At 72.5% G+C, this 23,148-nt stretch carries 23 protein-coding genes and 1 pseudogene; 10 read left to right on the top strand and 14 right to left on the bottom strand.

The features are described 5' to 3' along the window. Nucleotide 1: 1 nt before the first annotated feature. Nucleotides 2-1,504 carry a CoA-acylating methylmalonate-semialdehyde dehydrogenase gene (locus J116_RS18855; RefSeq protein ID WP_023588628.1) on the bottom strand — a complete coding sequence of 501 codons (1,503 nt, stop codon included), beginning with the start codon at nucleotides 1,502-1,504 and terminating at the stop codon, nucleotides 2-4. A gap of 264 nt (nucleotides 1,505-1,768) precedes the next feature. Between J116_RS18855 and J116_RS18850 the strand changes: the two genes are divergently transcribed. From J116_RS18850 to J116_RS18840, 3 genes are all read left to right on the top strand, one after another. Beyond that, a complete protein-coding gene (locus J116_RS18850) occupies nucleotides 1,769-1,963 on the top strand; it encodes a helix-turn-helix transcriptional regulator (protein ID WP_023588627.1) in 195 nt (64 codons plus the stop codon). A 198-nt stretch (nucleotides 1,964-2,161) separates the two neighbouring features. Next, entirely contained in the window at nucleotides 2,162-2,743 is a 582-nt protein-coding gene (locus J116_RS18845; RefSeq protein ID WP_023588626.1) for a GNAT family N-acetyltransferase, read from the top strand. 62 nt (nucleotides 2,744-2,805) lie between these two features. Beyond that, a complete protein-coding gene (locus J116_RS18840; protein ID WP_023588625.1) occupies nucleotides 2,806-3,042 on the top strand; it encodes a heavy-metal-associated domain-containing protein in 237 nt (78 codons plus the stop codon). Between the two features lie 601 nt (nucleotides 3,043-3,643). On the opposite strand, the gene J116_RS18835 is transcribed toward J116_RS18840, so the two are convergent. The 5 genes from J116_RS18835 to J116_RS18815 form a co-directional block, all read right to left on the bottom strand. Next, complete coding sequence (locus J116_RS18835; RefSeq protein WP_023588624.1) at nucleotides 3,644-4,933, bottom strand: citrate synthase; 1,290 nt, start codon at nucleotides 4,931-4,933, stop codon at nucleotides 3,644-3,646. 167 nt (nucleotides 4,934-5,100) lie between these two features. Then, nucleotides 5,101-7,332 carry an SF1B family DNA helicase RecD2 gene (recD2, locus tag J116_RS18830; RefSeq protein WP_023588623.1) on the bottom strand — a complete coding sequence of 744 codons (2,232 nt, stop codon included), beginning with the start codon at nucleotides 7,330-7,332 and terminating at the stop codon, nucleotides 5,101-5,103. Between the two features lie 291 nt (nucleotides 7,333-7,623). Further along, the gene (locus J116_RS18825) at nucleotides 7,624-8,403 is read right to left on the bottom strand and encodes a sugar phosphate isomerase/epimerase family protein (RefSeq protein WP_037947946.1); all 780 of its coding nucleotides are present in this window, start codon (nucleotides 8,401-8,403) and stop codon (nucleotides 7,624-7,626) included. Between the two features lie 35 nt (nucleotides 8,404-8,438). Beyond that, on the bottom strand, nucleotides 8,439-9,614 hold the full coding sequence (locus J116_RS18820; protein ID WP_028964246.1) for a dihydrodipicolinate synthase family protein: 1,176 nt from the start codon (nucleotides 9,612-9,614) through the stop codon (nucleotides 8,439-8,441). A gap of 44 nt (nucleotides 9,615-9,658) precedes the next feature. Next, on the bottom strand, nucleotides 9,659-10,810 hold the full coding sequence (locus J116_RS18815) for a Gfo/Idh/MocA family protein (protein ID WP_023588620.1): 1,152 nt from the start codon (nucleotides 10,808-10,810) through the stop codon (nucleotides 9,659-9,661). Nucleotides 10,811-10,945: 135 nt separating this feature from the next. On the opposite strand from J116_RS18815, the gene J116_RS18810 reads away from it, so the two are divergent. Both J116_RS18810 and J116_RS18805 read left to right on the top strand, forming a co-directional pair. Then, nucleotides 10,946-12,004, top strand: a complete 1,059-nt coding sequence (locus tag J116_RS18810; protein ID WP_023588619.1) for a LacI family DNA-binding transcriptional regulator — start codon at nucleotides 10,946-10,948, stop codon at nucleotides 12,002-12,004. A 152-nt stretch (nucleotides 12,005-12,156) separates the two neighbouring features. Continuing rightward, nucleotides 12,157-12,921, top strand: a complete 765-nt coding sequence (locus J116_RS18805; RefSeq protein ID WP_023588618.1) for a flavin reductase family protein — start codon at nucleotides 12,157-12,159, stop codon at nucleotides 12,919-12,921. On the opposite strand, the gene J116_RS18800 is transcribed toward J116_RS18805, so the two are convergent. Together J116_RS18800 and J116_RS18795 are read right to left on the bottom strand one after the other, a co-directional pair. Beyond that, nucleotides 12,918-13,619 carry a DNA alkylation repair protein gene (locus J116_RS18800; RefSeq protein ID WP_023588617.1) on the bottom strand — a complete coding sequence of 234 codons (702 nt, stop codon included), beginning with the start codon at nucleotides 13,617-13,619 and terminating at the stop codon, nucleotides 12,918-12,920. The two genes, J116_RS18805 and J116_RS18800, sit on opposite strands and share 4 nt — an antisense overlap. Nucleotides 13,620-13,645: 26 nt before the next feature. Next, nucleotides 13,646-14,078 (bottom strand): annotated as a pseudogene (locus tag J116_RS18795) (ATP-binding protein). Nucleotides 14,079-14,179: 101 nt separating this feature from the next. Between J116_RS18795 and J116_RS18790 the strand changes: the two are divergent. Further along, nucleotides 14,180-15,094: a helix-turn-helix domain-containing protein gene (locus J116_RS18790; RefSeq protein WP_235617365.1), complete on the top strand. Its 915-nt coding sequence runs from the start codon at nucleotides 14,180-14,182 to the stop codon at nucleotides 15,092-15,094. Continuing rightward, nucleotides 15,091-15,285: a DUF397 domain-containing protein gene (locus tag J116_RS18785; RefSeq protein ID WP_023588616.1), complete on the top strand. Its 195-nt coding sequence runs from the start codon at nucleotides 15,091-15,093 to the stop codon at nucleotides 15,283-15,285. The genes J116_RS18790 and J116_RS18785 overlap by 4 nt, the downstream gene beginning before the upstream one ends. Here the strand turns inward: J116_RS18785 and J116_RS18780 are convergent, their stop codons facing one another. From J116_RS18780 to J116_RS18765, 4 genes are all read right to left on the bottom strand, one after another. Beyond that, complete coding sequence (locus tag J116_RS18780; RefSeq protein WP_023588615.1) at nucleotides 15,286-15,861, bottom strand: DinB family protein; 576 nt, start codon at nucleotides 15,859-15,861, stop codon at nucleotides 15,286-15,288. Between the two features lie 350 nt (nucleotides 15,862-16,211). After that, complete coding sequence (locus J116_RS18775; protein WP_028964244.1) at nucleotides 16,212-16,724, bottom strand: GNAT family N-acetyltransferase; 513 nt, start codon at nucleotides 16,722-16,724, stop codon at nucleotides 16,212-16,214. Nucleotides 16,725-16,935: 211 nt separating this feature from the next. Beyond that, on the bottom strand, nucleotides 16,936-17,334 hold the full coding sequence (locus J116_RS18770; RefSeq protein WP_023588613.1) for a Cif family virulence factor: 399 nt from the start codon (nucleotides 17,332-17,334) through the stop codon (nucleotides 16,936-16,938). A gap of 117 nt (nucleotides 17,335-17,451) precedes the next feature. After that, entirely contained in the window at nucleotides 17,452-18,351 is a 900-nt protein-coding gene (locus J116_RS18765) for an RNA polymerase sigma-70 factor (RefSeq protein WP_023588612.1), read from the bottom strand. 285 nt (nucleotides 18,352-18,636) lie between these two features. On the opposite strand from J116_RS18765, the gene J116_RS18760 reads away from it, so the two are divergent. Further along, nucleotides 18,637-19,644, top strand: a complete 1,008-nt coding sequence (locus tag J116_RS18760) for a phosphotransferase family protein (protein WP_023588611.1) — start codon at nucleotides 18,637-18,639, stop codon at nucleotides 19,642-19,644. A 33-nt stretch (nucleotides 19,645-19,677) separates the two neighbouring features. On the opposite strand, the gene J116_RS18755 is transcribed toward J116_RS18760, so the two are convergent. Further along, nucleotides 19,678-20,340: a class I SAM-dependent methyltransferase gene (locus J116_RS18755; protein WP_023588610.1), complete on the bottom strand. Its 663-nt coding sequence runs from the start codon at nucleotides 20,338-20,340 to the stop codon at nucleotides 19,678-19,680. A gap of 101 nt (nucleotides 20,341-20,441) precedes the next feature. On the opposite strand from J116_RS18755, the gene J116_RS18750 reads away from it, so the two are divergent. Beyond that, nucleotides 20,442-21,509, top strand: coding sequence for a Gfo/Idh/MocA family oxidoreductase (locus tag J116_RS18750; RefSeq protein WP_023588609.1), 1,068 nt, complete (start codon nucleotides 20,442-20,444; stop codon nucleotides 21,507-21,509). 291 nt (nucleotides 21,510-21,800) lie between these two features. After that, a complete protein-coding gene (locus J116_RS18745) occupies nucleotides 21,801-22,454 on the top strand; it encodes a DUF7691 family protein (RefSeq protein WP_028964243.1) in 654 nt (217 codons plus the stop codon). Between the two features lie 135 nt (nucleotides 22,455-22,589). Here the strand turns inward: J116_RS18745 and J116_RS18740 are convergent, their stop codons facing one another. Further along, complete coding sequence (locus J116_RS18740) at nucleotides 22,590-23,117, bottom strand: DUF1062 domain-containing protein (protein ID WP_037946790.1); 528 nt, start codon at nucleotides 23,115-23,117, stop codon at nucleotides 22,590-22,592. Nucleotides 23,118-23,148: the final 31 nt, after the last annotated feature.

The raw sequence follows: 23,148 nt of genomic DNA, 5'->3' as shown, positions 1-23,148 counted from the left end.
CTCAGTGGTTGCGGGGGAAGCCGAGGTCGATGCCGACGGGGGTCTCGGAGGGGTCGGGCCAGCGGGTGGTGACGACCTTGCCGCGCGTGTAGAAGCGGATGCCGTCGGTGCCGTAGACGTGGTGGTCGCCGAAGAGGGAGTCCTTCCAGCCGCCGAAGGAGTGGTAGCCGACGGGCACGGGGATCGGGACGTTCACGCCGACCATGCCCGCCTCGACCTCCAGCTGGAAGCGGCGTGCGGCGCCGCCGTCGCGAGTGAAGATCGCGCTGCCGTTGCCGTACGGCGAGGCGTTGACGAGGGCGACGCCCTCCTCGTACGTCTCCGCCCGCAGCACGCACAGGACGGGCCCGAAGATCTCGTCCCGGTAGGCGCGGGCGGTGGTGGGCACCTTGTCGAGCAGCGACAGGCCCATCCAGTGGCCGTTCTCGTAGCCCTCGACGGTGAGTCCGATGCCGTCGAGGACGACCTCGCAGCCGTCTTCGGCGGCGCCGGTGACGTAGGAGGCGACCCGGTCACGGTGCTCGGCGGTGATGAGCGGGCCCATCTCGGACGCCGGGTCGGCGCCGGGACCGACCTTGATCTTCTCGGCGCGTTCGCGGATCTTCTCGACGAGCGCGTCACCGGTCGCGCCGACCGCGACGACGGCGGAAACCGCCATGCAGCGCTCGCCCGCGGAGCCGTACGCCGCGGAGACGGCCGCGTCGGCCGCCGCGTCCAGGTCGGCGTCGGGCAGGACCAGCATGTGGTTCTTGGCCCCGCCGAGCGCCTGGACGCGTTTGCCGTGGGCGGTCGCGGTCGTGTGGACGTACCGGGCGACGGGCGTCGAGCCGACGAACGACACGGCGTCCACGCCGGGGTGGGCGAGCAGCCCCTCGACGGCGTCCCTGTCGCCCTGGACGACGTTGAACACCCCGTCCGGTAGGCCCGCTTCGGCGAGCAGCTCGGCGAGGCGGACCGACGGGGAGGGGTCCTTCTCGCTGGGCTTGAGGACGAAGGTGTTCCCGCAGGCGATGGCGAGCGGGAACATCCACATCGGCACCATGGCGGGGAAGTTGAACGGGGTGATCCCGGCGACGACGCCGACAGGCTGGCGGATCGAGGCGACGTCGACCCGGTTCGACACCTGGGTGGACAGCTCGCCCTTGAGCTGGGTGGTGATCCCGCAGGCCAGCTCGACGATCTCCAGGCCGCGTGCGACCTCTCCGAGCGCGTCGGAGTGGACCTTGCCGTGTTCGGCGGTGATGAGCGCGGCGATCTCGTCGCGGTGCGCGTCGAGCAGGGCGCGGAAGCGGAACAGCACGGCGGTGCGCTGCGCCAGCGACGAGACGCCCCAGGTCGCGTAGGCGTCCCTGGCGGCGGTGACGGCGGCGTCCACCTCGTCGGCGGAGGCGAACGCGACACGGGTGACGACCTCGCCGGTCGCCGGGTCGGTGACGGGGCCCCAGCGGTCCGACGTGCCCTCGACGGGCTTGCCGCCGATCCAGTGGGGGACGGTCTTCGTCATGGCAGGCGTACTCCTTCGCGGTTGACGGCGTCGGGCCGATCCCACCACGCGCCGCGGCCGTAGGGCAGCTGCGTGTGTTCTCCCAACGTGTCACAGCCGTTCCACGGCCGTCACATATGTCACCAAACGACTGATGTACGGTCACGGGCGTTCAACAGCATGTCCCCGTACGATCACTCTGAGTCGCGGGCTGGGCACAGGGTGGGTGATCACCAGTCCGCGCCGCGGTCGCGCCGCGGCGCGCCCAGGGAGGTGCCATCGGAGATGACGGACCACAGGCTCTGGTCGTACAAGGAGATCGCGGCGCACATCCGGGTGCAGCCGGACACCGTGCGGTCGTACCGGAAGCACGGGCTGATGCCACCGCCGGACCATGTGGAGGGGGGCAAGCCGTACTGGTACGCGGACACGATCCGCACCTGGGTGGCCAACCGCCCCGGCAACCGCCGAGGCGGCTGACCTCCAGGACCTGGGCCCCGTGTTCCGCCGCGCCCACTCTCCCCCGAGGTCTCGGCTTCACTCGACCAGTGCCCCATCGCCCCTGGGGGTCCCCCCGGGCGAAGCCCTTGGGGACGGAAGGCATCCCCGCAGCGAGGCGCACCGGCACGGCGGGGAAAAGGCGTTGCGGGGTGGATGGGGGGTGGGTTCGATCGGGGGATGAGCGACTTCTCCCACAAGCCCACCCTCACCGGCGACAAGGTGATCCTGCGCCCCTTCCGCGAGGGCGACGCCGAGACCATGGCGGCGATCCTCGACGACCCCGAGGTGCTGCGGCTCACCGGCAGCGCCGGGCAGCCGCCGTTCACGCTCGCCCGCCTGCGGGAGTGGTACGGGACGCGCGGCGCCCGGACCGACCGGCTCGACCTCGGGCTGGTCGACCGGGCGTCCGGGCGGCTCGTCGGGGAGCTCGTGCTGAACGAGTGGGACGAACCGAACCGCAGCTGCTCCTTCCGCGTCCTGATCGGCCCGGCCGGGCGGGACCGGGGCCTGGGCAGCGAGGCGATCCGCCTCCTCCTCGCGTACGGCTTCGAGCAGCTCGGCCTGCACCGCGTCCACCTGGGCGTGTACGCGATCAATCCGCGCGCCATCCGCGTGTACGAGCGCGTCGGCTTCGTACGGGAGGGCGTCGAGCGGCAGGCTCTGCTGCATGAGGGCGCGTGGATCGACTCCATCCGCATGGCGATCCTGGCACCCGAGTGGGCGGAGCACCGCGGGCGTGCTGGAATCCATACCCCGTAGGGGTATACAGTGGGGGTCATGCCGGGGCTCACGCCCCATCCCGTTCTCTGAGGAGCAGCACCATGACCGCCGAGACGAACACTGACGTCACCACCGTGTACGAGGTCAAGGGGATGACCTGTGGGCACTGCGAGGGCGCCGTGACGCAGGAGATCTCCGCGCTTCCGGGCGTCACCTCGGTCCAGGCCGTGGCCGCCACCGGCAAGGTGACCGTCACCTCCGGCGCGCCGCTGGACGAGGACGCCGTCCGCGCCGCCGTGGACGAGGCGGGCTACGAGCTGGTCGGCACCGCCGCCTGAGCACCGGCCGCCCGGACACCGGGGGCCACCCGGGCACCGGCCGCTCGCGCGACGGGCGCCGCCGCGCCTCCCGTACGGGCCGTATCGCGACAAAAGCCGCGATGCGGCCCGCCCTGCTCGCGGGACCGGACCGGACGTTCACGTGAGTTCACCTTCACGTGACTCACCAGACCTTCACAAAGAGACCTAGATCACAGATATTTAGGGGTAACCATTTGGACGGCTCGCGAGTCTAAATGGGCGATGCCAAGAACGTCTTGGGGGACGTTCATGGGATGTCTTGGGGGACGTCCCAGGCAAGCGTTGGCCGGGGCACGTGCACCGGGGAGCTTTGAGCGGCCCTCCCGTTCGTACGTACCCCGGCAGATCGCATACGCGAGCCTCTGCTGGATACCGGCAGACGCCCGGACCGGATCCCGTGGGGGGAATCCGCACCGGGATATGGGAAGCGCCCCGCTCGTCGACCCGTGGGGGGATCGGCGGCGGGGCGCTTCTCGCACGTCCGGACACGGACGCGGACGAGGCGTCAGCGGGCCCGGACGCGGAGGCGTCAGCGGGCCCGGACGCGGAGGCGTCAGCGGGCCCGGCGGACGTCAGCGGTTCAGCGGCCCTCGACCGGGACGAAGTCGCGCAGGACCTCGCCCGTGTAGATCTGGCGCGGGCGGCCGATGCGGGAGCCCGGCTCCTTGATCATCTCGTGCCACTGGGCGATCCAGCCCGGCAGGCGGCCGAGGGCGAACAGGACCGTGAACATCTCGGTCGGGAAGCCCATGGCGCGGTAGATCAGACCCGTGTAGAAGTCCACGTTCGGGTAGAGGTTGCGCGAGACGAAGTAGTCGTCGGCGAGCGCGTGCTCCTCCAGCTTCAGGGCGATGTCCAGCAGCTCGTCGCTCTTGCCGAGCGCCGAGAGGACATCGTGCGCCGCCGCCTTGATGATCTTCGCCCGCGGGTCGAAGCTCTTGTAGACGCGGTGCCCGAAGCCCATCAGGCGGACGCCGTCCTCCTTGTTCTTCACCTTGCGGATGAAGGAGTCCACGTCGCCGCCGTTGGCCTGGATGCCCTCCAGCATCTCCAGCACCGACTGGTTGGCGCCGCCGTGCAGGGGGCCCCACAGGGCGGAGATGCCCGCGGAGATCGACGCGAACATGTTCGCCTGCGACGAGCCGACCAGGCGCACCGTGGAGGTGGAGCAGTTCTGCTCGTGGTCCGCGTGGAGGATCAGCAGCTTGTCGAGCGCCGACACGACGATCGGGTCGAGCTCGTACTCCTGCGCCGGCACGGAGAAGGTCATGCGCAGGAAGTTCTCGACGTACGACAGGTCGTTGCGCGGGTAGACGAACGGGTGGCCGATCGACTTCTTGTACGCGTACGCCGCGATCGTCGGCAGCTTCGCGAGCAGCCGGATCGTGGACAGGTGGCGCTGCTTCTCGTCGAACGGGTTGTGGCTGTCCTGGTAGAACGTGGACAGCGCGCTGACCACCGACGACAGCATCGCCATCGGGTGCGCGTCGCGCGGGAAGCCGTCGAAGAACCGCTTGACGTCCTCGTGCAGCAGGGTGTGCTGCGTGATCTCGGTGGTGAAGGCCTCCAGCTCCTCGGCCTTCGGAAGCTCGCCGTTGATCAGCAGGTACGCCACCTCGAGGAAGGTGGAGCGCTCGGCGAGCTGCTCGATCGGGTACCCGCGGTAGCGCAGGATGCCCTGCTCGCCGTCCAGGTAGGTGATCGCGGATTTATAGGCGGCGGTGTTGCCGTAACCGCTGTCCAGGGTCACCAGACCCGTCTGCGCGCGAAGCTTCCCGATGTCGAAGCCCTTGTCGCCCACGGTGCTCTCGACCACCGGGTAGGTGTACTCACCGTCCGCGTACCGCAGTACTACAGAGTTGTCGCTCACGTCATCCCTCACCGACGTTGTGCCTCTTCTTCGAGGTGCCCTGACTGTCTCTACCATCCCCCACTTGGCTCAGCGGAGTGCACTCGGGGTCGTCCATTGGGCCTATCGGCGGCACTGAGTGCCGTCAACCTGCTCATCCTGCCCCCTTCGCGGCGGTTCCGAAAGTCCTAGGTGATGTTTCCCACGGGTCGTGCTTCTGTCAGTCGGCGATCGAGTGCGGTAAAGCGCCGACCGGCGGATACGGTCCGGACGGCCTGGCCGATGGCCTTGCGGGAGCCGACGAGGACGACGAGCTTCCGGGCGCGGGTGACGGCCGTGTAGAGCAGGTTCCGCTGGAGCATGGTCCAGGCGCTCGTGGTGACGGGGATCACGACGGCCGGGTACTCGCTGCCCTGCGAGCGGTGGATGGTCACCGCGTAGGCGTGGGCCAGCTCGTCCAGCTCGTCGAAGTCGTAACCGACCTCCTCGTCCTCGTCGGTCAGCACCGTCATCCGCTGGTCGTCCAGGTCCAGGGCGGTGACCACGCCCACCGTGCCGTTGAAGACGCCGTTCCTGCCCTTCTCGTAGTTGTTGCGGATCTGGGTGACCTTGTCGCCGACGCGGAAGACCCGGCCGCCGAACCGCTTCTCCGGCACTCCGGGGCGGGCCGGGGTGACGGCCTGCTGGAGGAGCCCGTTGAGCGTGCCCGCGCCGGCCGGACCGCGGTGCATGGGCGCGAGGACCTGCACGTCGCGGCGCGGGTCGAGGCCGAACTTCGCCGGGACGCGGTGGGCGGCCACGTCCACGGTGAGCCGCCCGGCCTCCTCCGTGTCCTCCGCGACGAACAGGAAGAAGTCCGGCAGGCCGCTGGTGAGCGGGTGCTCCCCGGCGTTAATCCGGTGGGCGTTGGTGACGACACCGGACTTCTGCGCCTGCCGGAAGATCCGGGTGAGCCGTACGGACGGGACGGGGCTGTCCGGGGCCAGCAGATCGCCCAGCACCTGGCCCGCGCCGACGCTCGGCAGCTGGTCAACATCGCCCACCAGCAGCAGGTGCGCACCCGGCGCGACCGCCTTGACCAGCTTGTTCGCCAGCAGCACGTCCAGCATCGACGCCTCGTCCACCACCACGAGGTCCGCGTCCAGCGGCCGGTCCCGGTCGTAGGCGGCGTCCCCGCCGGGCTTCAGCTCCAGCAGCCGGTGCACCGTGGACGCCTCGGCGCCGGTCAGCTCCGCGAGCCGCTTGGCGGCCCTGCCGGTCGGCGCGGCCAGCAGCACCTGCGCCTTCTTGGCGCGGGCCAGCTCCACCACCGACCGCACCGTGAACGACTTGCCGCAGCCGGGCCCGCCGGTCAGCACCGCGACCTTCCGGGTGAGCGCGAGCCGTACGGCGGCCTCCTGCTCGGGCGCCAGCTCCGCCCCCGTGCGGTCCGCGAGCCACGCCAGCGCCTTGTCCCAGGCGACGTCCTGGAAGGCCGCCATGCGGTCCTCCTCGGCCCGCATCAGCCGCCTCAGCTGCGCCGCCAGCGACACCTCGGCGCGGTGGAACGGCAGCAGGAACACGCCCGTGACCGGCTCGCCGTCCGGGTCGGGCACCCGCTCCCGTACGACACCGCCCTCCTCCTCGTCCGCAGCCAGCTCGGCGAGGCTGTCGATGACGAGGCCCGTGTCGACCTGGAGCAGCTTCACCGCGTCCGCGATCAGCCGCTCCTCCGGCAGGAAGCAGTGCCCCTGGTCGGCCGACTGGGACAGGGCGTGGCGCAGCCCTGCCTTGACCCGGTCGGGGCTGTCGTGCGGGATGCCCACGGCCTGGGCGATGCGGTCGGCGGTGAGGAACCCGATGCCCCACACGTCGGCCGCGAGCCGGTACGGCTGGTTCCGTACGACGGAGATCGACGCGTCGCCGTACTTCTTGTAGATCCGCACCGCGATCGAGGTGGACACGCCGACGCCCTGGAGGAAGACCATGACCTCCTTGATGGCCTTCTGCTCCTCCCAGGCGGCGCCGATCATCCGCGTCCGCTTCGGGCCGAGGCCGGGCACCTCGACGAGGCGCTTCGGCTCCCGCTCGATGATGTCGAGCGTGTCCGTGCCGAAGTGCTCCACGATGCGGTCGGCGATGCGCGGGCCGATGCCCTTGATCAGGCCGGAGCCCAGATAGCGGCGGATGCCCTGGATCGTCGCGGGCAGCACGGTCGTGTAGTTCTCGACGGTGAACTGCCGTCCGTACTGCGGGTGGGAGCCCCAGCGGCCCTCCATCCGCAGCGACTCGCCCGGCTGCGCCCCGAGCAACGAGCCGACGACGGTGAGCAGTTCACCGCCGCCACGCCCGGTGTCGACCCGCGCGACCGTGTATCCGTTCTCCTCGTTGCTGTACGTGATCCGCTCGAGGACGCCTTCGACCACCGCCATCTGCGACATGCTCCGACGCTACAGACCGACTCCGACATCCCGCCCGCCCTGTGGATATCTCCGTCCACGGGCTCCACAGGCGCGCGGCCGCTGTCGGTGCCGGGTGGTATTGCCGGGGCCCGGCCGTGTGGCCGGGCCCCGTGCTCCCCTCCGAACGCCGGGACTCCCGATCCCCCCAGATCCCCTCCCGGAGATCCCGACGCCAGTTACGACACTCGTCACGCCGGGAGGGTTGCACGATCGCGGGCGGTGATTTTTCCGGAACCCCTCGCACCGCTACGGCACTTCGCCGCGTGCGGGTCAGAGGGTGTGCTCGGCGTACCGGCGGGCGGTCTCCTCCAGCAGCTCCACGCCGTCCCTCGTCCACAGCGTGTCGTTGAAGAGCTCGACCTCGATGGGGCCCGTGTACCCGGCCGCGTCCACGCGCTCCCGCCACGCCCGCATGTCGATGCAGCCGTCCCCGATCTGCCCGCGCCCGTTGAGGACGCCTTCCGGCAGCGGGGTCGTCCAGTCGGCGAGCTGGAAGGAGTGGATGCGGCCCTGCTCGCCCGCGCGGGCGACCGCCGCCGGGGCCCGGTCGTCCCACCACACGTGGTACGTGTCCACCACGACCCCGACCTGGGACGCCGGGAAGCCTTCCGCGAGGTCCAGCGCCTGGTCCAGGGTGGAGACCGCGCACCGGTCCGCCGCGTACATGGGGTGCAGCGGTTCGATGGCGAGGCGTACGCCGCGTTCGGCCGCGTAGGGGGCGAGCTCCGCGAGGGCGTCGGCGATCCGCTCACGGGCCGCGCCCAGGTCCTTCCCGCCGGGCGGGAGGCCCCCGGAGACCAGGACGAGCGTGTCCGTGCCGAGCGTCGCCGCCTCGTCGATGGCGGCGCGGTTGTCGTCCAGGCCGTCCGCCGTGGTGAAGAAGCCGCCCCGGCACAGGGTGGTGACGGCGAGACCGGCGTCCCGGACGAGCTTGGCGGCGGCCTCGACCCCGTACGCCTGGACGGGCTCGCGCCACAGGCCGACGCCGGGGACGCCGAGGCGGGCGCACGCCTCGGTCAGCTCCGGGAGGGAGAGCTGCTTGACGGTCATCTGGTTGATGCTGAAGCGGGTCAGGTCGAGGCCGGTCACCTGGTCACCCCGTACACGGCGAGGAGGGACGTCATACGGGCGGCCGCGAGCTGCGGGTCGGGGAACAGGCCGAGCCCGTCGGCCAGTTCGTACGCGCGCGCGAGGTGCGGCAGGGAGCGCGCCGACTGGAGGCCGCCGACCATCGCGAAGTGGTCCTGGTGACCCGCGAGCCACGCCAGGAACACGACGCCCGTCTTGTAGAAGCGGGTCGGCGCCTGGAACAGGTGCCGGGACAGCTCCACGGTCGGGTCGAGGACGGCTCGGAAACCGTCCGTGTCGCCCGTGTCGAGGACCCGTACCGCCTCGGCGGCGAGCGGGCCCAGCGGGTCGAAGATGCCCAGCAGTGCGTGGCTGAAGCCGCGTTCGTCGCCCGCGATCAGCTCCGGGTAGTGGAAGTCGTCGCCCGTGTAGCAGCGGACGCCCTCCGGGAGGCGGCGGCGCAGCTCGACCTCCCGCCCGGCGTCCAGCAGGGAGATCTTGACGCCGTCGACCTTGTCCGGGTGCGCGGCGATGACCTCCAGGAAGGTGTCCGTCGCCGTGTCCAGGTCGGCGGAGCCCCAGTAGCCCTCCAGCGCGGGGTCGAACATGGGGCCGAGCCAGTGCAGGACGACCGGTTCGCTCGCCTGGCGCAGCAGGTGGGCGTACAGCTCCAGGTAGTCGTCGGGGGTGCGGGCGGCGGCGGCCAGCGCGCGCGAGGCCATGAGGATCGCCTGGGAGCCGGTCTCCTCGACGAGGCCCAGCTGCTCCTCGTACGCGGCGCGCACGGCGTCGAGGCCGGCCGGTCCGGTCAGCTGGTCGGTGCCGACGCCGCAGGCGATGCGACCGCCGACCGCCTTCGCCTCGGCGGCGGAGCGGCGGATCAGCTCGGCGGCGCCCGCCCAGTCCAGGCCCATGCCCCGCTGGGCGGTGTCCATGGCCTCCGCGACGCCCAGGCCGTGCGCCCACAGGTGGCGGCGGAAGGCGAGCGTCGTGTCCCAGTCGACGGCCGCCGGGGAGTCGGGGTGCGTGTCGGCGTACGGGTCGGCGACGACGTGCGCGGCGGAGAAGACCGTACGGGAGACGAGCGGGGCGCCGGCGGTGAAGGCGCGCGGCTCGGTACGGGGGCGGTACGCGCGCGTAGTGCCGTCCGGGTTCGGCAGGGGCACGGTGGCCGGGGCGGCGGCTCCGGACACAGCGGGCGCGCTGACGGCGGGGGCGCTCGGGGCGGCGGGGGCGGTCACAGGGACAGCTCCGGGACCTCGAAGCGGCGGCCCTCGGCGGACGACTTCAGGCCCAGCTCGGCGAGCTGGACGCCGCGGGCGCCCGCGAGGAGGTCCCAGTGGTACGGCTCGTCCAGGTACACATGGCGCAGGAACAGCTCCCACTGCGCCTTGAAGCCGTTGTCGAACTCGGCGTTGTCGGGGACCTCCTGCCACTGGTCGCGGAACGAGTGGGTGACGGGCAGGTCCGGGTTCCAGACCGGCTTCGGGGTCATGGAGCGGTGCTGGACGCGGCAGCCGCGCAGGCCGGCCACGGCGGAGCCGTGCGTACCGTCCACCTGGAACTCGACCAGCTCGTCGCGGTGGACGCGGACCGCCCACGAGGAGTTGATCTGGGCGACGGCGCCGCCCTCCAGCTCGAAGACCCCGTACGCGGCGTCGTCGGCGGTGGCCGTGTAGGGCTTGCCGTTCTCGTCCCAGCGCTGCGGGATGTGCGTCGTGACGTGCGCGGACACCGAGGTCACGCGGCCGAACAGCTCGTGGAGCACGTACTCCCAGTGCGGGAACATGTCCACGACGATGCCGCCGCCGTCCTCGGCGCGGTAGTTCCAGCTGGGCCGCTGGGCGTCCTGCCAGTCGCCCTCGAAGACCCAGTAGCCGAACTCGCCGCGCACGGAGAGGATCTCGCCGAAGAAGCCGCCGTCGATGAGGCGCTTCAGCTTCAGCAGGCCCGGCAGGAAGATCTTGTCCTGGACGACACCGTGCTTGATGCCCGCTTCGCGCGCGTGGCGGGCCAGTTCGAGGGCGCCGGCCAGGTCGGCGGCGGTGGGCTTCTCGGTGTAGACGTGCTTGCCCGCCGCGATGGCCTTGGTGAGGGCGGCCTGGCGCGCGGAGGTGACCTGCGCGTCGAAGTAGATGTCGGTGCGGTCGTCGGCGAGCACGGCGTCGAGGTCCGTGGACCACTCGGTCAGACCGTGGCGCTCCGCCAGCTCGCGCAGGGCGTGCTCGCGGCGGCCGACGAGGACCGGCTCGGGCCACAGGACGTCGCCGTCGCCGAGGTCGAGGCCGCCCTGCTCGCGGATGGCGAGGATGGAACGCACCAGGTGCTGCCGGTAGCCCATCCGGCCCGTCACGCCGTTCATGGCGATCCGCACTGTCCTGCGTGTCACGAAGGTCCCTCCATGTCCTGAATCGGTCGTTCGTCGTAGCAAGCGCTTTCTATCGGGCATGACGCTAGCCTGCCGCCAGCGGCCCGTACAAGAGCCGCGGCCGCACTTCCCCGACTTCTCCTCGGAGGGCACGCGATGACAGTCACCCTGGCCGACGTGGCGGCACGCGCGCGCGTCTCACCGGCGACCGTCTCGCGGGTCCTCAACGGCAACTACCCGGTCGCCGCCTCCACCCGCGAGCGGGTGCTGCGGGCGGTGGACGAGCTGGACTACGTACTGAACGGCCCCGCCAGCGCGCTGGCCGCCGCCACCTCCGACCTGGTGGGCATCCTCGTCAACGACATCGCCGACCCGTTCTTCGGGATCATGGCGGGCGCCGCGCAGAGCGCCATCGGCGACGCGGGCAGGGGCCGCGCGGGCGGCGAGAAGCTGGCCGTCGTCTGCAACACGGGCGGCTCCCCCGAGCGCGAGCTGACGTACCTCACGCTCCTCCAGCGCCAGCGGGCCGCCGCCGTCGTCGTCACGGGCGGCGCGCTGGACGACCCGGACCACATCGCGGCGCTCACCGCCAAGCTGACGCGCCTCGGCGACGCCGGGACCCGCGTCGTGCTGTGCGGGCGCCCGCCCATGCCGGGAGACGCCGCCGCCGCGACGCTCGCCTTCGACAACCGGGGCGGCGCGCACGCCCTGACCGAGCACCTGCTGTCGCTGGGGCACCGCCGGATCGGGTACGTCGCCGGGCCCGCCGACCGGTCCACCACCCGCGACCGCCTGGACGGCCACCGCGACGCCCTGGTGGCGGCCGGGCTGGCGGGGCCGGAGGCGGAGCGGCTCACCGTGCACGGCCACTACACGCGCGCGTCCGGGCACGAGGCGACCCGTGAACTCCTCGCGCGGGAACCGTCCCTGACGGCCGTCGTCGCCGCCAACGACACGGTGGCCCTCGGCGCGTGCGCCGCGCTGCGGGAGGCGGGGCTGCGCATCCCGGACGACGTGTCGGTGGCCGGGTTCGACGACCTGCCGTTCTCGGTGGACGCGGTGCCGTCCCTGACGACGGTACGGCTCCCGCTGCACGAGGCCGGGGTACGTGCGGGCCGCCTCGCGATGGGCGCCGACCAGGCCCCGCCGGGCGGTGTGGCGACGATCCCGGGCGAGCTCATGCTCCGCGCGTCCACGGCACCGCCGCGCGCGTAGCGCCCGCACCCGGGGCGGCGGCCCCTCTCGGGCCGGCCCGCCCGAAGCCCCCTCCCGGGCGGGTGGCCGGTCCTGACCGGCAGGCCCGGCGCGCGGCCTCCCACGCCGACGGTTCGGCTCCCCCCGAACGGTCGCCTCCCTACGGTCGTCGCATGCGAACCGCACCACACACGACCACACACACCGACGACCACCTGACCATCACGCCGAGCATCCTCTATTTCGGCACGCCCGTCGCGCTCGTGACCACCGAGAACCCCGACGGCACCTTCAACCTCGCGCCGATCTCGTCGGCGTGGGCGCTCGGCCAGGTGGTCGTGCTGGGGCTGTCACGATACGGCCGGACCGGTACGAACCTGGCGGCCCGGCCGGAGCTGGTCCTCAGCCTGCCCGAACCCGGGCAGTGGGCGGCCGTGGAGCGGCTGGGCAGGCTGACCGGGCGGCCTTCGGGGGCGGTGCCCGGCGGACGGCCGGTCCGCTACGAGCCGGACAAGTTCTCGGCGGGCGGCTTCCAGGAGCTGCCGTCGCACGCGGTGCGCCCGCCGCGGGTGGCGGAGTGCCCGATCCAGCTGGAGGCACGGGCCGCGCGGGTCGCCCCCGACAGCGCGGGAGAGTTCCTGATCGTCGAGGCGCGGGTGCTGAAGGTGCACGCCGACGCACGCCTGGTGGTGCCGGGGACCCAGCACATCGACCCGGCCGCGTGGAGTCCGCTGATCTACAACTTCCGGCACTACTTCGGCCTCGGCCCCGAACTGGGCCACAGCGGTTTCTCCGAGACCCCGCGCGACGTCCGGCCGGGCCTCCCACTCGACCGGCCGGGCGGACACCGCCCGGGACGGACCGGGACGTCAACCGCGGAAGGAAGGGCAGCGGAGCGGTCCGCTCGACCCGGGCATGGCCCGTACGCACCTCGCTAGCGGCGGCGCACGAACCGCGCCCGCTCCTGTGGCGCCAGCCGCTCGGTCGCGTGGCGCACGGTGATGCGCGGCAGCTCGGTGGCGTGCCGGTCCAGGAACGCGACCACCGCCCGCTCGTCGTGGCGGCTGATCTCCCGCAGCATCCACCCCAGCGCCTTGTGGACCATGGGCTCCGGGTCCCGGCGGAGCGCGAGCACCAGGGCGAACGTCGGCTCGTACGCCCCGGCGCGGATCAGCGCCAGCGTCGCCACCACGGCGATCCGCCGGTCCCACACGGAGGCCGAGCCCGACAGCCGGTCCAGCAGGTGCGCCGACGTCGGCTCCTCCAGCAGCCACGGCCCCAGCACGACCGGCGCCGAGCCGTCCACCAGGTCCCAGTTGTCCACGTGGGCCGTACGCGCCAGATAGAACTCCACCAGTGCCGCGCGCTGCCCGCCACGGGCGCGGCGCACCTGCTCGGCGAGCACCAGCAGCCCCGTGAACCGCTCCTCGTGCACCCCACTGCGCAACAGCGCGTCCACGTCGTCGAGCGTCAGCCCCCGGTACGTCCGGGCGAGCCCGCGCATCACCGGCACCCTGACCCCGAGCAGCTCGTCGCCGTCCGCCGGGCTCAGCACCCGCTCCTGCTGGGCACGCACACGCGGCTCGGCCAGGCCACGCAGCTCGGCCCGCAGCGCTTCGAGTCGGGCAGTCGTCATGCGCCCGGACGGTACCGCACCCCGGTTCACGGGCAGTCGATCTCGGCCCACACGGTCTTGCCGGGCCCGTTGCGGTTGGCCACGCCCCAGCGGGACGTCACCGAGTCCACGAGCAGCAACCCCCTGCCGCCCTCGGCGTCCACCGGCGCGGTGACCCGCTCCGGGCGCCCGGGGTGCGTGTCGGACACCTCGACCCGTACGGTCCGCGCGGCCGGGTCCCGTACGAGCCGCAGCTCGAAGTTCCGGCCCGGGTACGCACCCGTGCAGCACCGCGTTGGCGGCCAGTTCCGCGACGACCAGCTCCACGGCCTGCCCGTGCCGACTCCCGTACAGGATGCCCCACACGTACAACTGGTGCCCGGCCAGCAACCGGGCGAGACGGGCGCCCTGCCGGGTGGAGTAGAAGCGCTGGACGAAAACACGTTCGGTAAGGGCCTGTTGGTCCCGAGCTGATCGCATGCGGCCCAGCGTGGAGCCCGGCACAGGCCGCGCACCAGGGACACCGCTAGGACAAAGGGATCTGTACCAGTTCACCGACTGGACTGGATGCGTCACAGACGGTGAAGATCTCGTTGTCGGATGAAGCACAGATCTCCAGCGGGGGCACGGGCAGCGATGGCGCAGGACGGCAACGAAATCGCGACGGCGTGAGCGGTGCCGCGCAGACGGAACTGCCGCAGGGGCTCAGGATCTTCGGATCGGTCCTTCAGGCATTGCGCAAGGAGGCAGGGCTGACGCAGGAGCAGTCCGTCATCCTGGTGCAGTACTCCCCCGGCTACATCGCCGCCAAGATCGAGCAGGGCAAGCGTTTCCCGCCTCCGGACCTTCCCATGCGGGCGGGCCGTCCTCGGCGAACTGGCGGAGAAGGTCCTCACGGCCACGGCCGGGAATCTGCGCCGCAAGCCGGGGCTCACCTCGTGGTTCAGCAGTGGGCGGCCATCGAGGAGGACGCGCTCGCGCTGTACGCGTACGAATGCCGAGTCTCCCCAGGCTTGTTGCAACCCGAGCCGTACATGCGGGAAGTGCACCGCAGCCACGTGCCACTGATGTCGGACAGCCAACTGGAGACCAGGGTGCAGGCCCGGCTGTGGCGACAGAGACTCCTCAGCGAAAGAGGCAACACCGAGTTCAGCTTCATCATCGAACAGCACGTCCTGGAGCGTGGCCTTGGGGGCCCGGAGGTGACCCGGAATCTGATCGACCACCTCATCAGCTGCGCCCGGCTTCGCCACGTGGAGCTGCTCATCATGCCCCGGCAGCGCACTGCGCACGGAGGCCTGAGCGGCCCGCTGTATCTCGCGGAAACCTCCAGCCGCGAGCGGCTGGGATACACCGAGGCACACGACTGCAGCTACCTCTTCGCAGACCCCGCTCAGGTCGGTGCGATGCACCAGCGCTATGGCAAGATGCGGGCTCAAACTCTCGATTCCGAGGCGTCGATGGCCGTGCTGGAGCACATGCGAGGAGCGCCATGACCACCACACCTCTGCGTTGGTCCACGAGCAGCTACAGCGATGGCGCCGGCGGCAACTGCGTAGAGGTGGCCCACGCCCCCGGCGCCGTCCACGTCCGCGACTCCAAAGACACCACGATCACACCCCTCACCCTCTCCCCGGCCGCCTGGGCCGACTTCCTCGCCGCTGCGGAGACGCGCGTCGGCGTCTGATCACTGGCCTACCCGGCCGTCGATCCGTTCGCGCAGGAGGTCGGCGTGGCCACAGTGCCGGGCGTACTCGGCGATCTGCGCCACCAGGATCTCGCGCAGCGACGCCTCTCCGGTGCGCGTGCCCAGGTCGGCGAAGCCGGCGATGAAACGGTCCGTCGCCTCGCTCTCGGCCCGCCACCGCCGCCAGGCGTCCTCCACGACCGCCGGGTCCGCGACCGCGCCGTTCCAGTCGCCGTCGCGGTCCTCGGCGGTGCGGTAGATCCTGGGCGAGTCCTCACCGGCCATCCGGCGGAAGTGCCGTTCGTCCTCGGCCATGTGCCGCACCAGCCCGAGCAGGGACATCGTGGACGGCGGCACGGAGCGGCGGGCCATCTGTCCGGCGTCCAGGCCCGCGCACTTCATCTCGACGGTGAGGCGGAAGTGGCGCAGGCTCTCCAGCAGCGCGCCGCGTTCGTCGCCCGTCTCCGCCTCGGTCTCGCGCGGGTCGTCGTCCGGGTCGACCCACATGTCGGGGTAGACGGTGGCAGGGGTCCACCGGGTCACCACGGCTTCGTTGTCGCGCGCGCCAGAGTCCATGACCGCATCGTGGTGCGCGTCGTCTCCGTCCGCCACTGAATATCGAACCGGGGCCGGCCGACGGCCGAACGACCGCCGCCCTGCCCGCCGAGCCCGGCCCTTGCCCGTGCCGACTCCGGGCGCTGGCACCCGGACGGGTCCGTGGGCCCGGCCCGAGGCACCGGGGCGGAGGCTGGGCCGGGGGCCGACGACGTGCCGGTACGGCTCCGGGCGCGGCGGGGCGGTCAGGCCGAGGTGCCGCGTCGGCCGTTCGCCGCCCGGCCTGCGGCCTCGTCCCCGGTCGCGGCCCCTCGACCAGGTGGTGGCCCGGTGTCTGCTCCGCTTCCCGCAGCCGGGAAGGTGCCGCGCGGTCAGCGCACCAGTTCGGCGGCCAGGAGGTCCATCAGGAGGCCGTCGTGCCAGGTGCCGTCCGCTCCGCGCTCGTACTGCCTCATGACGCCGACCGGCTTGAAGCCGACTTTCGCGTAGCAGCGGATCGCCGCCGCGTTGTCCGCCGCCGGGTCGATGACCAGCCGGTGGTAGCCGTGATCGTCGATGAGGTGGCGGGCCAGTGTCCGTACGGCGTCGGTGCCCAGGCCCTCGCCGTGCACGGCCGGGTCGAGGAAGAGGTCGATTCCGGCGTGCCGGTAGTCCGGCTCCTCCTCCGCGTACCACTGGATCATGCCGATGACCCGCTCCCCGTACTCGACGGTCAGGCACCGGGTGTCGGGGTCCTCCAGGTCCTCCGCGATGTCCGCCGCCAGGTCGTCGCCGCCCCTCCACCGTGCACGCACCTCGGACGTGGCCCGGATGGCGGCCAGGGCGGGGATGTCCTCGGGCACGGCGGGGCGAAGGGAGACGGCGGCGCCTGACAGCACGGTCATGAGTCGGGACTCTACGCAGGCGGCGCCGGGGTCCGCCTCCGAAATACGTGTCGGTCCCTCTTTCTGGCGGGTCGTCTCGAACGCCGGGACGGCGGGGTGGCCGCGCCGCCGGTGCCGGCCGCGGCACGTGGAGCAGTACGACAGCCGGAAGAAGCGCCGCCGCCCGGAGCGGGCGGCGACCGTGCCGGGCACCGCCGCGCCCGCCTGGTGCTCAGGGCCGGTCGTACCAGGAGAACGCCGCGATGCGCCAGCCGTCCGGGGTGCGGACGAACTGGATCGCCTTCGTCCCGCCGCCCTCGAACGGCTCCCCGTCCAGGACACCGGCCTTGCGGTACTCGCCGAACCGCGACGCGATGTCGCCCGCGATCTCCGTACGCTCCGACGTCTCCCATTCGGAGAACTCGACCAGCCGGCCGTCCGTGAGCCACCGCTGCCTCGGCTCGATGAACTCGTCCACCGTGTAGACCGCGAACTGCGGGCCCGTGGCGACGATCACGCCCCCCGGGATGACCAGTCGGCGGATGCGCCCCACATCGGGCACCTTGCCGCCCCGGTTGTCGAAGGCCCCGAAGAACTCGGCGGTCACCCTGTCTATCTCGGTCTTGGACATGGCGCGACCGTACACCGCCGGAGCGGTGCCGCCGCCTGGAGCGCGCGGCGGCACCGGCACGCGACCCCGGCACCGGGCACGGACCCGGCACCGGGTTCCGTGCCTTCAGGGACGCCGTCAGCGCAGGGTGAGCGGGGTCTCGGACACGAGGTGGGTCAGCTTCTCCGGGTTGCGGACGTAGTACACGCCGGTGACGCGGGCGTTGTCGACGCGTACCGCCAGCACGCCGTCCATCTCCCCGTCCACGTACAGCACGAGCGCCGGGTTGCCGTTGACCAGCCTGGGGACCGTGGTGACCGTGGCCTTGAGCCTGCCCGCGCGGCCGACCATGAAGCGGGCCACCGTCTCGGCACCGGTGATCGGACGCAGCGCGGCCCGCTTGACGCCGCCGCCGTCGCCCACGAGGACGACGTCGGGGGCCAGCACGTCCAGGAGGCCCTGGAGGTCCCCGGTCTCGAACGCGTGCCGCAGCGACTCCAGGGCCTGCCGGGTCTCCCTCGGGGACACCGCCTCACGCGGGCGGCGCGCCTCGACGTGCTTGCGCGCGCGGTGCGCGATCTGGCGGACGGCCGCCGGGCTCTTGTCCACGGCGGCGGCGATCTCCTCGTACCCGACGTCGAAGACCTCGCGCAGCACGAAGACGGCGCGTTCGGTCGGCGACAGCGTTTCGAGGACGAGCATCATGGCCATGGACACGCTCTCGGCGAGCTCGACGTCCTCGGCCACGTCCGGCGCGGTGAGGAGCGGCTCGGGCAGCCAGGAGCCGACGTACGACTCCTTGCGGCGGCTCAGTGAGCGCAGCCGGTTGAGGGACTGCCGCGTCGTGATGCGGACCAGGTAGCCGCGCTGGTCGCCCACCTGGTCCAGGTCCACGTTCACCCAGCGGAGCCAGGTCTCCTGGAGGACGTCCTCGGCGTCGGCGGCCGAGCCGAGCATCTCGTACGCGACGGTGAAGAGCAGGTTGCGGTGGGCGACGAACGCCTCCGTCGCGGGATTGGTGGCGTGGTCGGCGCTCATCTCCGGGTCCCTTCCTCGTCGTACGCCCCGGGCCGGCGTGGCCCAGGGCTCGACCATCAGACACCGGCCGGCGGACGGTTGTGACAGGAGCGCGCGGATCATGGTGCGGATCAGGGCGCGGAGGCATGTCCGTGCGGTCCGGCCGGGGAGCCGTTGTCGGTGCGGACCGCTTGTACGACGGTGCCGACGGCTCCCCGGCGGAGGGGCTGTGCCCGGGCCGGGACGAGGGCAAGGGCCAGGGGTGGTCGAGGCCGGGCGTGGACGGTCGCGGAATAGCCTGGGCGCATGAACGACATACGGGGGCTGCCCGAGGCGGCTCGGCGCTGGGTGGAGAGGCAACTCGCCGACGGTGAGCGCCTCGTGGGTGTCACGCCGCTGCGGGGCGGGTGGAGCTCCGAGATGCGGCGGCTCGACGTGGACGGGCCCGGTGGGCGGCGGTCGCTGGCGCTGCGGTCGTTCGTGAAGCCGTTCTTCGTACGGCACGCCGAGGGGCTGCTGTGCCGGGAGGCCGACGTACTGCGGCTCCTCGGCCGTACGGGCGTGCCAGCCGCCGAGCTGGTCGCCGTGGACCCGGTCGCCGAGCACTGCGAGTACCCGTCGCTGCTGATGTCGCTGCTGCCCGGCACCGTACGGCTCGACGACGAGGGGGCCGGGCGGCGCGCGGGACTGCTGGCGCGGCAGTTGCCGGACGTGCACCGGGTCGCCGTGGCGGAGGCGGAGCGCCCGCGCCCGTACCAGGCGTGGACGTCACCGGAGCGGGTGACGCCGCCCACCGGCACGGGACGCCCGGAGCTGTGGGCCCGCGCCGTGGACGTCATCCGGCGGGAGCCGCCCGCGTACGACGGGTGCTTCCTGCACCGGGACTTCCACCCGTGCAACGTCCTCTTCAGCGACGGCGACGGCGACGGCGACGGCGACGGCGAGAGGAACGGCGGGGCCGCTGTCGGCGGCGGGGCCGGACTGTGGATCAGCGGGGTCGTCGACTGGGTGGAGACCTCCTGGGGGCCCGCCGACCTGGACGTCGCCCACTGCTCGACGATGCTCGCGCTGCTGCACGGCGTCCCGGTGGGCATGGCCTTCGCGGACCTGTACGAGGCGGCGGGCGGCAATCTGGCCGACGACCCGGCCGACCACCTGTACTGGCGGCTGCTCGACGCCCTCGGGTACGCGCCCGACGCCGAGAAGGTCGCCACGGGCTGGCGTGAACTGGGCCGTACCGACCTCACGCCCAGTGTGCTCGCCGGGCGCCTTGAAGCGTACGTACAGGCGTTGTTGGAGCGGTACGGGGGCTGAGGCGGCGCGCCCGGGCCGGGGCCGTGCGGCCGGTCAGGCGGCTACCGCCGGGGCCTTGCGCGCCAGCAGATGGACCTCCTGGAACTGCCGCCGGTCGGTGGGCTGCGGCTCCCGGACCAGGCGGGCCACCTCCGTCAGCCCGGCCTCGCCCAGCAGCGCGGCGAGGTGGTCGGGCCACCAGCGGCAGGCCGGGGCGACCGCGTGGTCGAAGATTTGTGACGGGTGCGACGGCCCTTCGCTCGCGGAGAAGCCGATGAGCAGGTGGCCGCCCGGTGCCAGTACACGGTGGAACTCGGCGAGAACAGCGGGGAGTTCGAGCGGCGGGATATGGATGACGGACCACCGCGACAGTACGCCGCCGAGCGCGCCGTCGTCGATGTCCAGCGCCGCCATCGACCCCACCTCGAAGCGCAGGGCGGGGTAGGCCTGCCGGGCCAGCTCGACCATCACGGGTGAGGCGTCGACACCGAACGCCGCAAGCCCCAGCTCGTGCAGGTGGGCGGTGATGTCGCCGGGTCCGCAGCCCAGGTCCGCGACCCGGCCGTCCCCGGCGGCGCGGGCCAGCTCGGCGAAGGCGCTCAGGATCGCGCGGTCCAGCGGCCTGTCGCGCAGCGCGCCCCGGAACAGCTCCGCGTACGTGTGGGCGGCGGCGTCGTAGGCCGCGCGGGTGGACGTGAGCGTGTCGTGTTCGACCATGCCCGCGACAGTAGTTGACCCGCCCGGGCGGGGCGGACGGCCGGGCGGCGGGGCAGGAATCCGGTTGCGGGCGGGCGGGGGCGTTGCGTCACGATGGGGGCATGCGCTTAGGGGTGGTCGGGCTGCGGCAGGGGCTTCACCTGGCGGTGTGGTGCCGTCGGCTGGGGCTGGACGTGGTGGCGGCGTGCGACCGGGACCCGGAGCGGCGCGCGGCCGCGCGGGCGGAGCTGCCGGGCGTCACGCCGGTGGAGGAGTGGCGGGAGCTGCTGGACCACCGGCTGGACGGGGTGGTGCTGGCGGGCGGCTTCGACGGGCACGCGCCGCAGGCGGTCGCGTTCCTGGAGCGCGGGGTGCACGTCCTGTCGGAGACGGCCGCGTGCGTGGACGCCGCCGAGGGGGCGCGGCTCGTCGCGGCGGCGGACGCCTCCACCGCGACGTACTCGTTCGCCGAGAACTACGTCGCCCACCCGCACGTCCGGCTCGTCCGCGAGGCCGCCGACGCGGGCGAGCTGGGCCGGATCAGCCTGGTCGAGGCCGACTACCTGCACGGCATGGCCCCTGACGCGGTCACCGCGCTCGTACGGGACCCGTCGCACTGGCGCGGGCGGATCGCCCCGACCGCGTACTGCACCCACACCCTGTCGCCCGTACTGGCGCTCACCGGGGCGTGGCCGGTGGAGGTGACGGCGTTCCCGGTGGACGGGGCCGACCCGCGCGTCGCCGTGGTCCTGGTGGTCCGGCTCTCCAGCGGCGCGCTCGCCGTCACCCGGCACGGCTTCCTCCAGGGCGAACCGGACAGCCACTGGAGCTGGATCTCCGTACGGGGCGCCGAGGCGCTGGCCGAGTCGGTCCGCGCGCCCGGTGAACGCGCCTGGTCGGTGCGCGTCCGTACGGAGGCGTGGGCGTCGCCCGACGGGCGGGCCAGGGACGAGGAGCGCGTACCGGCCCCGCTCACCCTGGACGGCGGCGAGGTGGTGCCGCGCGGGGCGGAGGGGACGGTACGGGTACTGCTGGCGTTCCGGGAAACCCTGGAGCACGGGGCGGCGCCGCTGGTGCCGGTACGGCAGGCCGTGGCGGCGTCGCTGGTGGGCGTGGCGGGCGCGGAGTCCCTGGCGCGAGGCTCGCGGCCGGTGGCGGTGCCGTTGCCTTGGGCGCGCCCTGAGGGGTAGAGGCGGGGCCGGGGGTACGCAGGTGGGGCTCCCGCAGGGCCCGTGGGCGGTGAAGGAGGACTGGACGTGGCCCCCGGGGCCGGGCGCCTTCCGGCGGATGAGCGGTCCGCGTACCTGACCGGCTTGTCGGCGCCTTCGGGGACACCCCTCCCGAATCCTCGCCGAGCACCAGGTGCTGACGTCCCGGCGCTGCGGCGTGGCGGGCAATGCCCGCCATACGGCCAGGTGTTGACGCGTCCGCGCATCCGTCCAGCCCCGCCGATGTCAGTGGCGGCTGGCAGCATGCGGGACATGAGCCGGATCATCTCGTACAGCACCGCCGACAAGGCCGACATCGTCGCGTTCCTGAGCACCGCGGGGAGCCTCACGCCCGACCAGCGGCGGCGGCTCGACGCGATGCGCGAAAGGGCGTACCGGAGTCAGGAGTCGCTGGACCACCAGGGCATCGACTGGGGTCTGTCCGTCCCCGACGCGCTCGACCACCTGGTGGCGGGGCATGCGAGTTCGGACGCCGAATACGCCGCCAGTGCCTACTACACGGCTCTCCAGCACATCATCGACTGCCAGGCGTCCGACCCCACGGACCTGGGCGTGTACTCCAAGCCCTCGACCTTCTTCGGCCTGGTCGACGACGAGCTGCGGCGCCTGGGCGTCGCGGCCGATCTGCTGATACGTGACCATCTGTTCTCCGGGCCACCGGACGAGATCCCCTTCCGCATCCCCGTGCCGTGGGACGGCCCGCACATCGGCACGTTCCCCCTGGCCAGGGCCAAGCCCGCCGCCGACGCCTACCGCTGCGTGCTGGACCGGATGGACGAGAGCTTCCGGTACGACGTCCGACGGCTCATCGAGATGCTGGAGTTCGAGCACGAGGAGTGGGAGTCCGCGACGAAGCACAGCTCGGGGTACAGCCAGGACACGATCTTCTTCTCCGTCACGGGCTGACCGCGGCCGGGCGGCGGGGCTGCCCGGCGCGGCCGGGACGTACCGCCCGGCCGGACAGCCCCCGGCAGGCTCCCCGCCCGTCAGGCTCCGGCATGTTCCGGGCCTGCCGGACAGGGCCCCGGGCCCTGGGAGGGCTCAGCGCTTGAGCGTGAAGGTGAAGTCGTCGGACGGCCTGCCGTCCAGGCGGACCGCCGAGACGAGTTTCCCCTCCGCGATCAGCCGCTCGGCCTCCGCGCGCGGGAGCCCGCACCCTTCGGCGATCAGCCGCGCGGGACGGACGGGGATGCGCGCCGCGAAGCGGACCGCGACGTCGATCACCTCGCGGTCCAGGTGATCCGATCCCCCGGTGTCGAGGCGCCAGGCGCCCGTCCAGTCGAGGGCGACGCGGTTACGGCGCCGCACGACCGGGTGCTGGAGCAGTTCTGCGGCCAGTACGGGGTCGTTGTCGTGCATGCGGTCCAGCAGCCCGGGTCGTACGGAACGCACGTTCATCCGCTCCAGGACGGTGAGCTTCGCCGTGTCACCGCACCCGGCGCAGAGCAGGAGGAGCCAGGCGTCGAGGAGCTTGTGGTGGGCGTTGACGCGGAACTTGCCGTTCGGCCGGAAGCGCCCGGACGCGCACGCGGGGCAACGGCGGAGGACGGTCGGCAGGCAGGTGGGCATGACCACCCAGCGATTGAGCACAGAAGTACAC

Origin of the sequence: Streptomyces thermolilacinus SPC6, assembly GCF_000478605.2 — a bacterium.
Taxonomy (GTDB): domain Bacteria; phylum Actinomycetota; class Actinomycetes; order Streptomycetales; family Streptomycetaceae; genus Streptomyces; species Streptomyces thermolilacinus.
This window is presented reverse-complemented; position numbering and strand designations above follow the sequence as displayed.

Coding starts and splice junctions, on each gene's coding strand:
- J116_RS18855 (WP_023588628.1), bottom strand. CDS start 1,504: ATGACGAAGACCGTCCCCCACTGGATCGGCGGCAAGCCCGTCGAGGGC.
- J116_RS18850 (WP_023588627.1), top strand. CDS start 1,769: ATGACGGACCACAGGCTCTGGTCGTACAAGGAGATCGCGGCGCACATC.
- J116_RS18845 (WP_023588626.1), top strand. CDS start 2,162: ATGAGCGACTTCTCCCACAAGCCCACCCTCACCGGCGACAAGGTGATC.
- J116_RS18840 (WP_023588625.1), top strand. CDS start 2,806: ATGACCGCCGAGACGAACACTGACGTCACCACCGTGTACGAGGTCAAG.
- recD2 (WP_023588623.1), bottom strand. CDS start 7,332: ATGTCGCAGATGGCGGTGGTCGAAGGCGTCCTCGAGCGGATCACGTAC.
- J116_RS18825 (WP_037947946.1), bottom strand. CDS start 8,403: ATGACCGTCAAGCAGCTCTCCCTCCCGGAGCTGACCGAGGCGTGCGCC.
- J116_RS18810 (WP_023588619.1), top strand. CDS start 10,946: ATGACAGTCACCCTGGCCGACGTGGCGGCACGCGCGCGCGTCTCACCG.
- J116_RS18805 (WP_023588618.1), top strand. CDS start 12,157: ATGCGAACCGCACCACACACGACCACACACACCGACGACCACCTGACC.
- J116_RS18800 (WP_023588617.1), bottom strand. CDS start 13,619: ATGACGACTGCCCGACTCGAAGCGCTGCGGGCCGAGCTGCGTGGCCTG.
- J116_RS18785 (WP_023588616.1), top strand. CDS start 15,091: ATGACCACCACACCTCTGCGTTGGTCCACGAGCAGCTACAGCGATGGC.
- J116_RS18780 (WP_023588615.1), bottom strand. CDS start 15,861: ATGGACTCTGGCGCGCGCGACAACGAAGCCGTGGTGACCCGGTGGACC.
- J116_RS18775 (WP_028964244.1), bottom strand. CDS start 16,724: ATGACCGTGCTGTCAGGCGCCGCCGTCTCCCTTCGCCCCGCCGTGCCC.
- J116_RS18770 (WP_023588613.1), bottom strand. CDS start 17,334: ATGTCCAAGACCGAGATAGACAGGGTGACCGCCGAGTTCTTCGGGGCC.
- J116_RS18765 (WP_023588612.1), bottom strand. CDS start 18,351: ATGAGCGCCGACCACGCCACCAATCCCGCGACGGAGGCGTTCGTCGCC.
- J116_RS18760 (WP_023588611.1), top strand. CDS start 18,637: ATGAACGACATACGGGGGCTGCCCGAGGCGGCTCGGCGCTGGGTGGAG.
- J116_RS18755 (WP_023588610.1), bottom strand. CDS start 20,340: ATGGTCGAACACGACACGCTCACGTCCACCCGCGCGGCCTACGACGCC.
- J116_RS18750 (WP_023588609.1), top strand. CDS start 20,442: ATGCGCTTAGGGGTGGTCGGGCTGCGGCAGGGGCTTCACCTGGCGGTG.
- J116_RS18745 (WP_028964243.1), top strand. CDS start 21,801: ATGAGCCGGATCATCTCGTACAGCACCGCCGACAAGGCCGACATCGTC.
- J116_RS18740 (WP_037946790.1), bottom strand. CDS start 23,117: ATGCCCACCTGCCTGCCGACCGTCCTCCGCCGTTGCCCCGCGTGCGCG.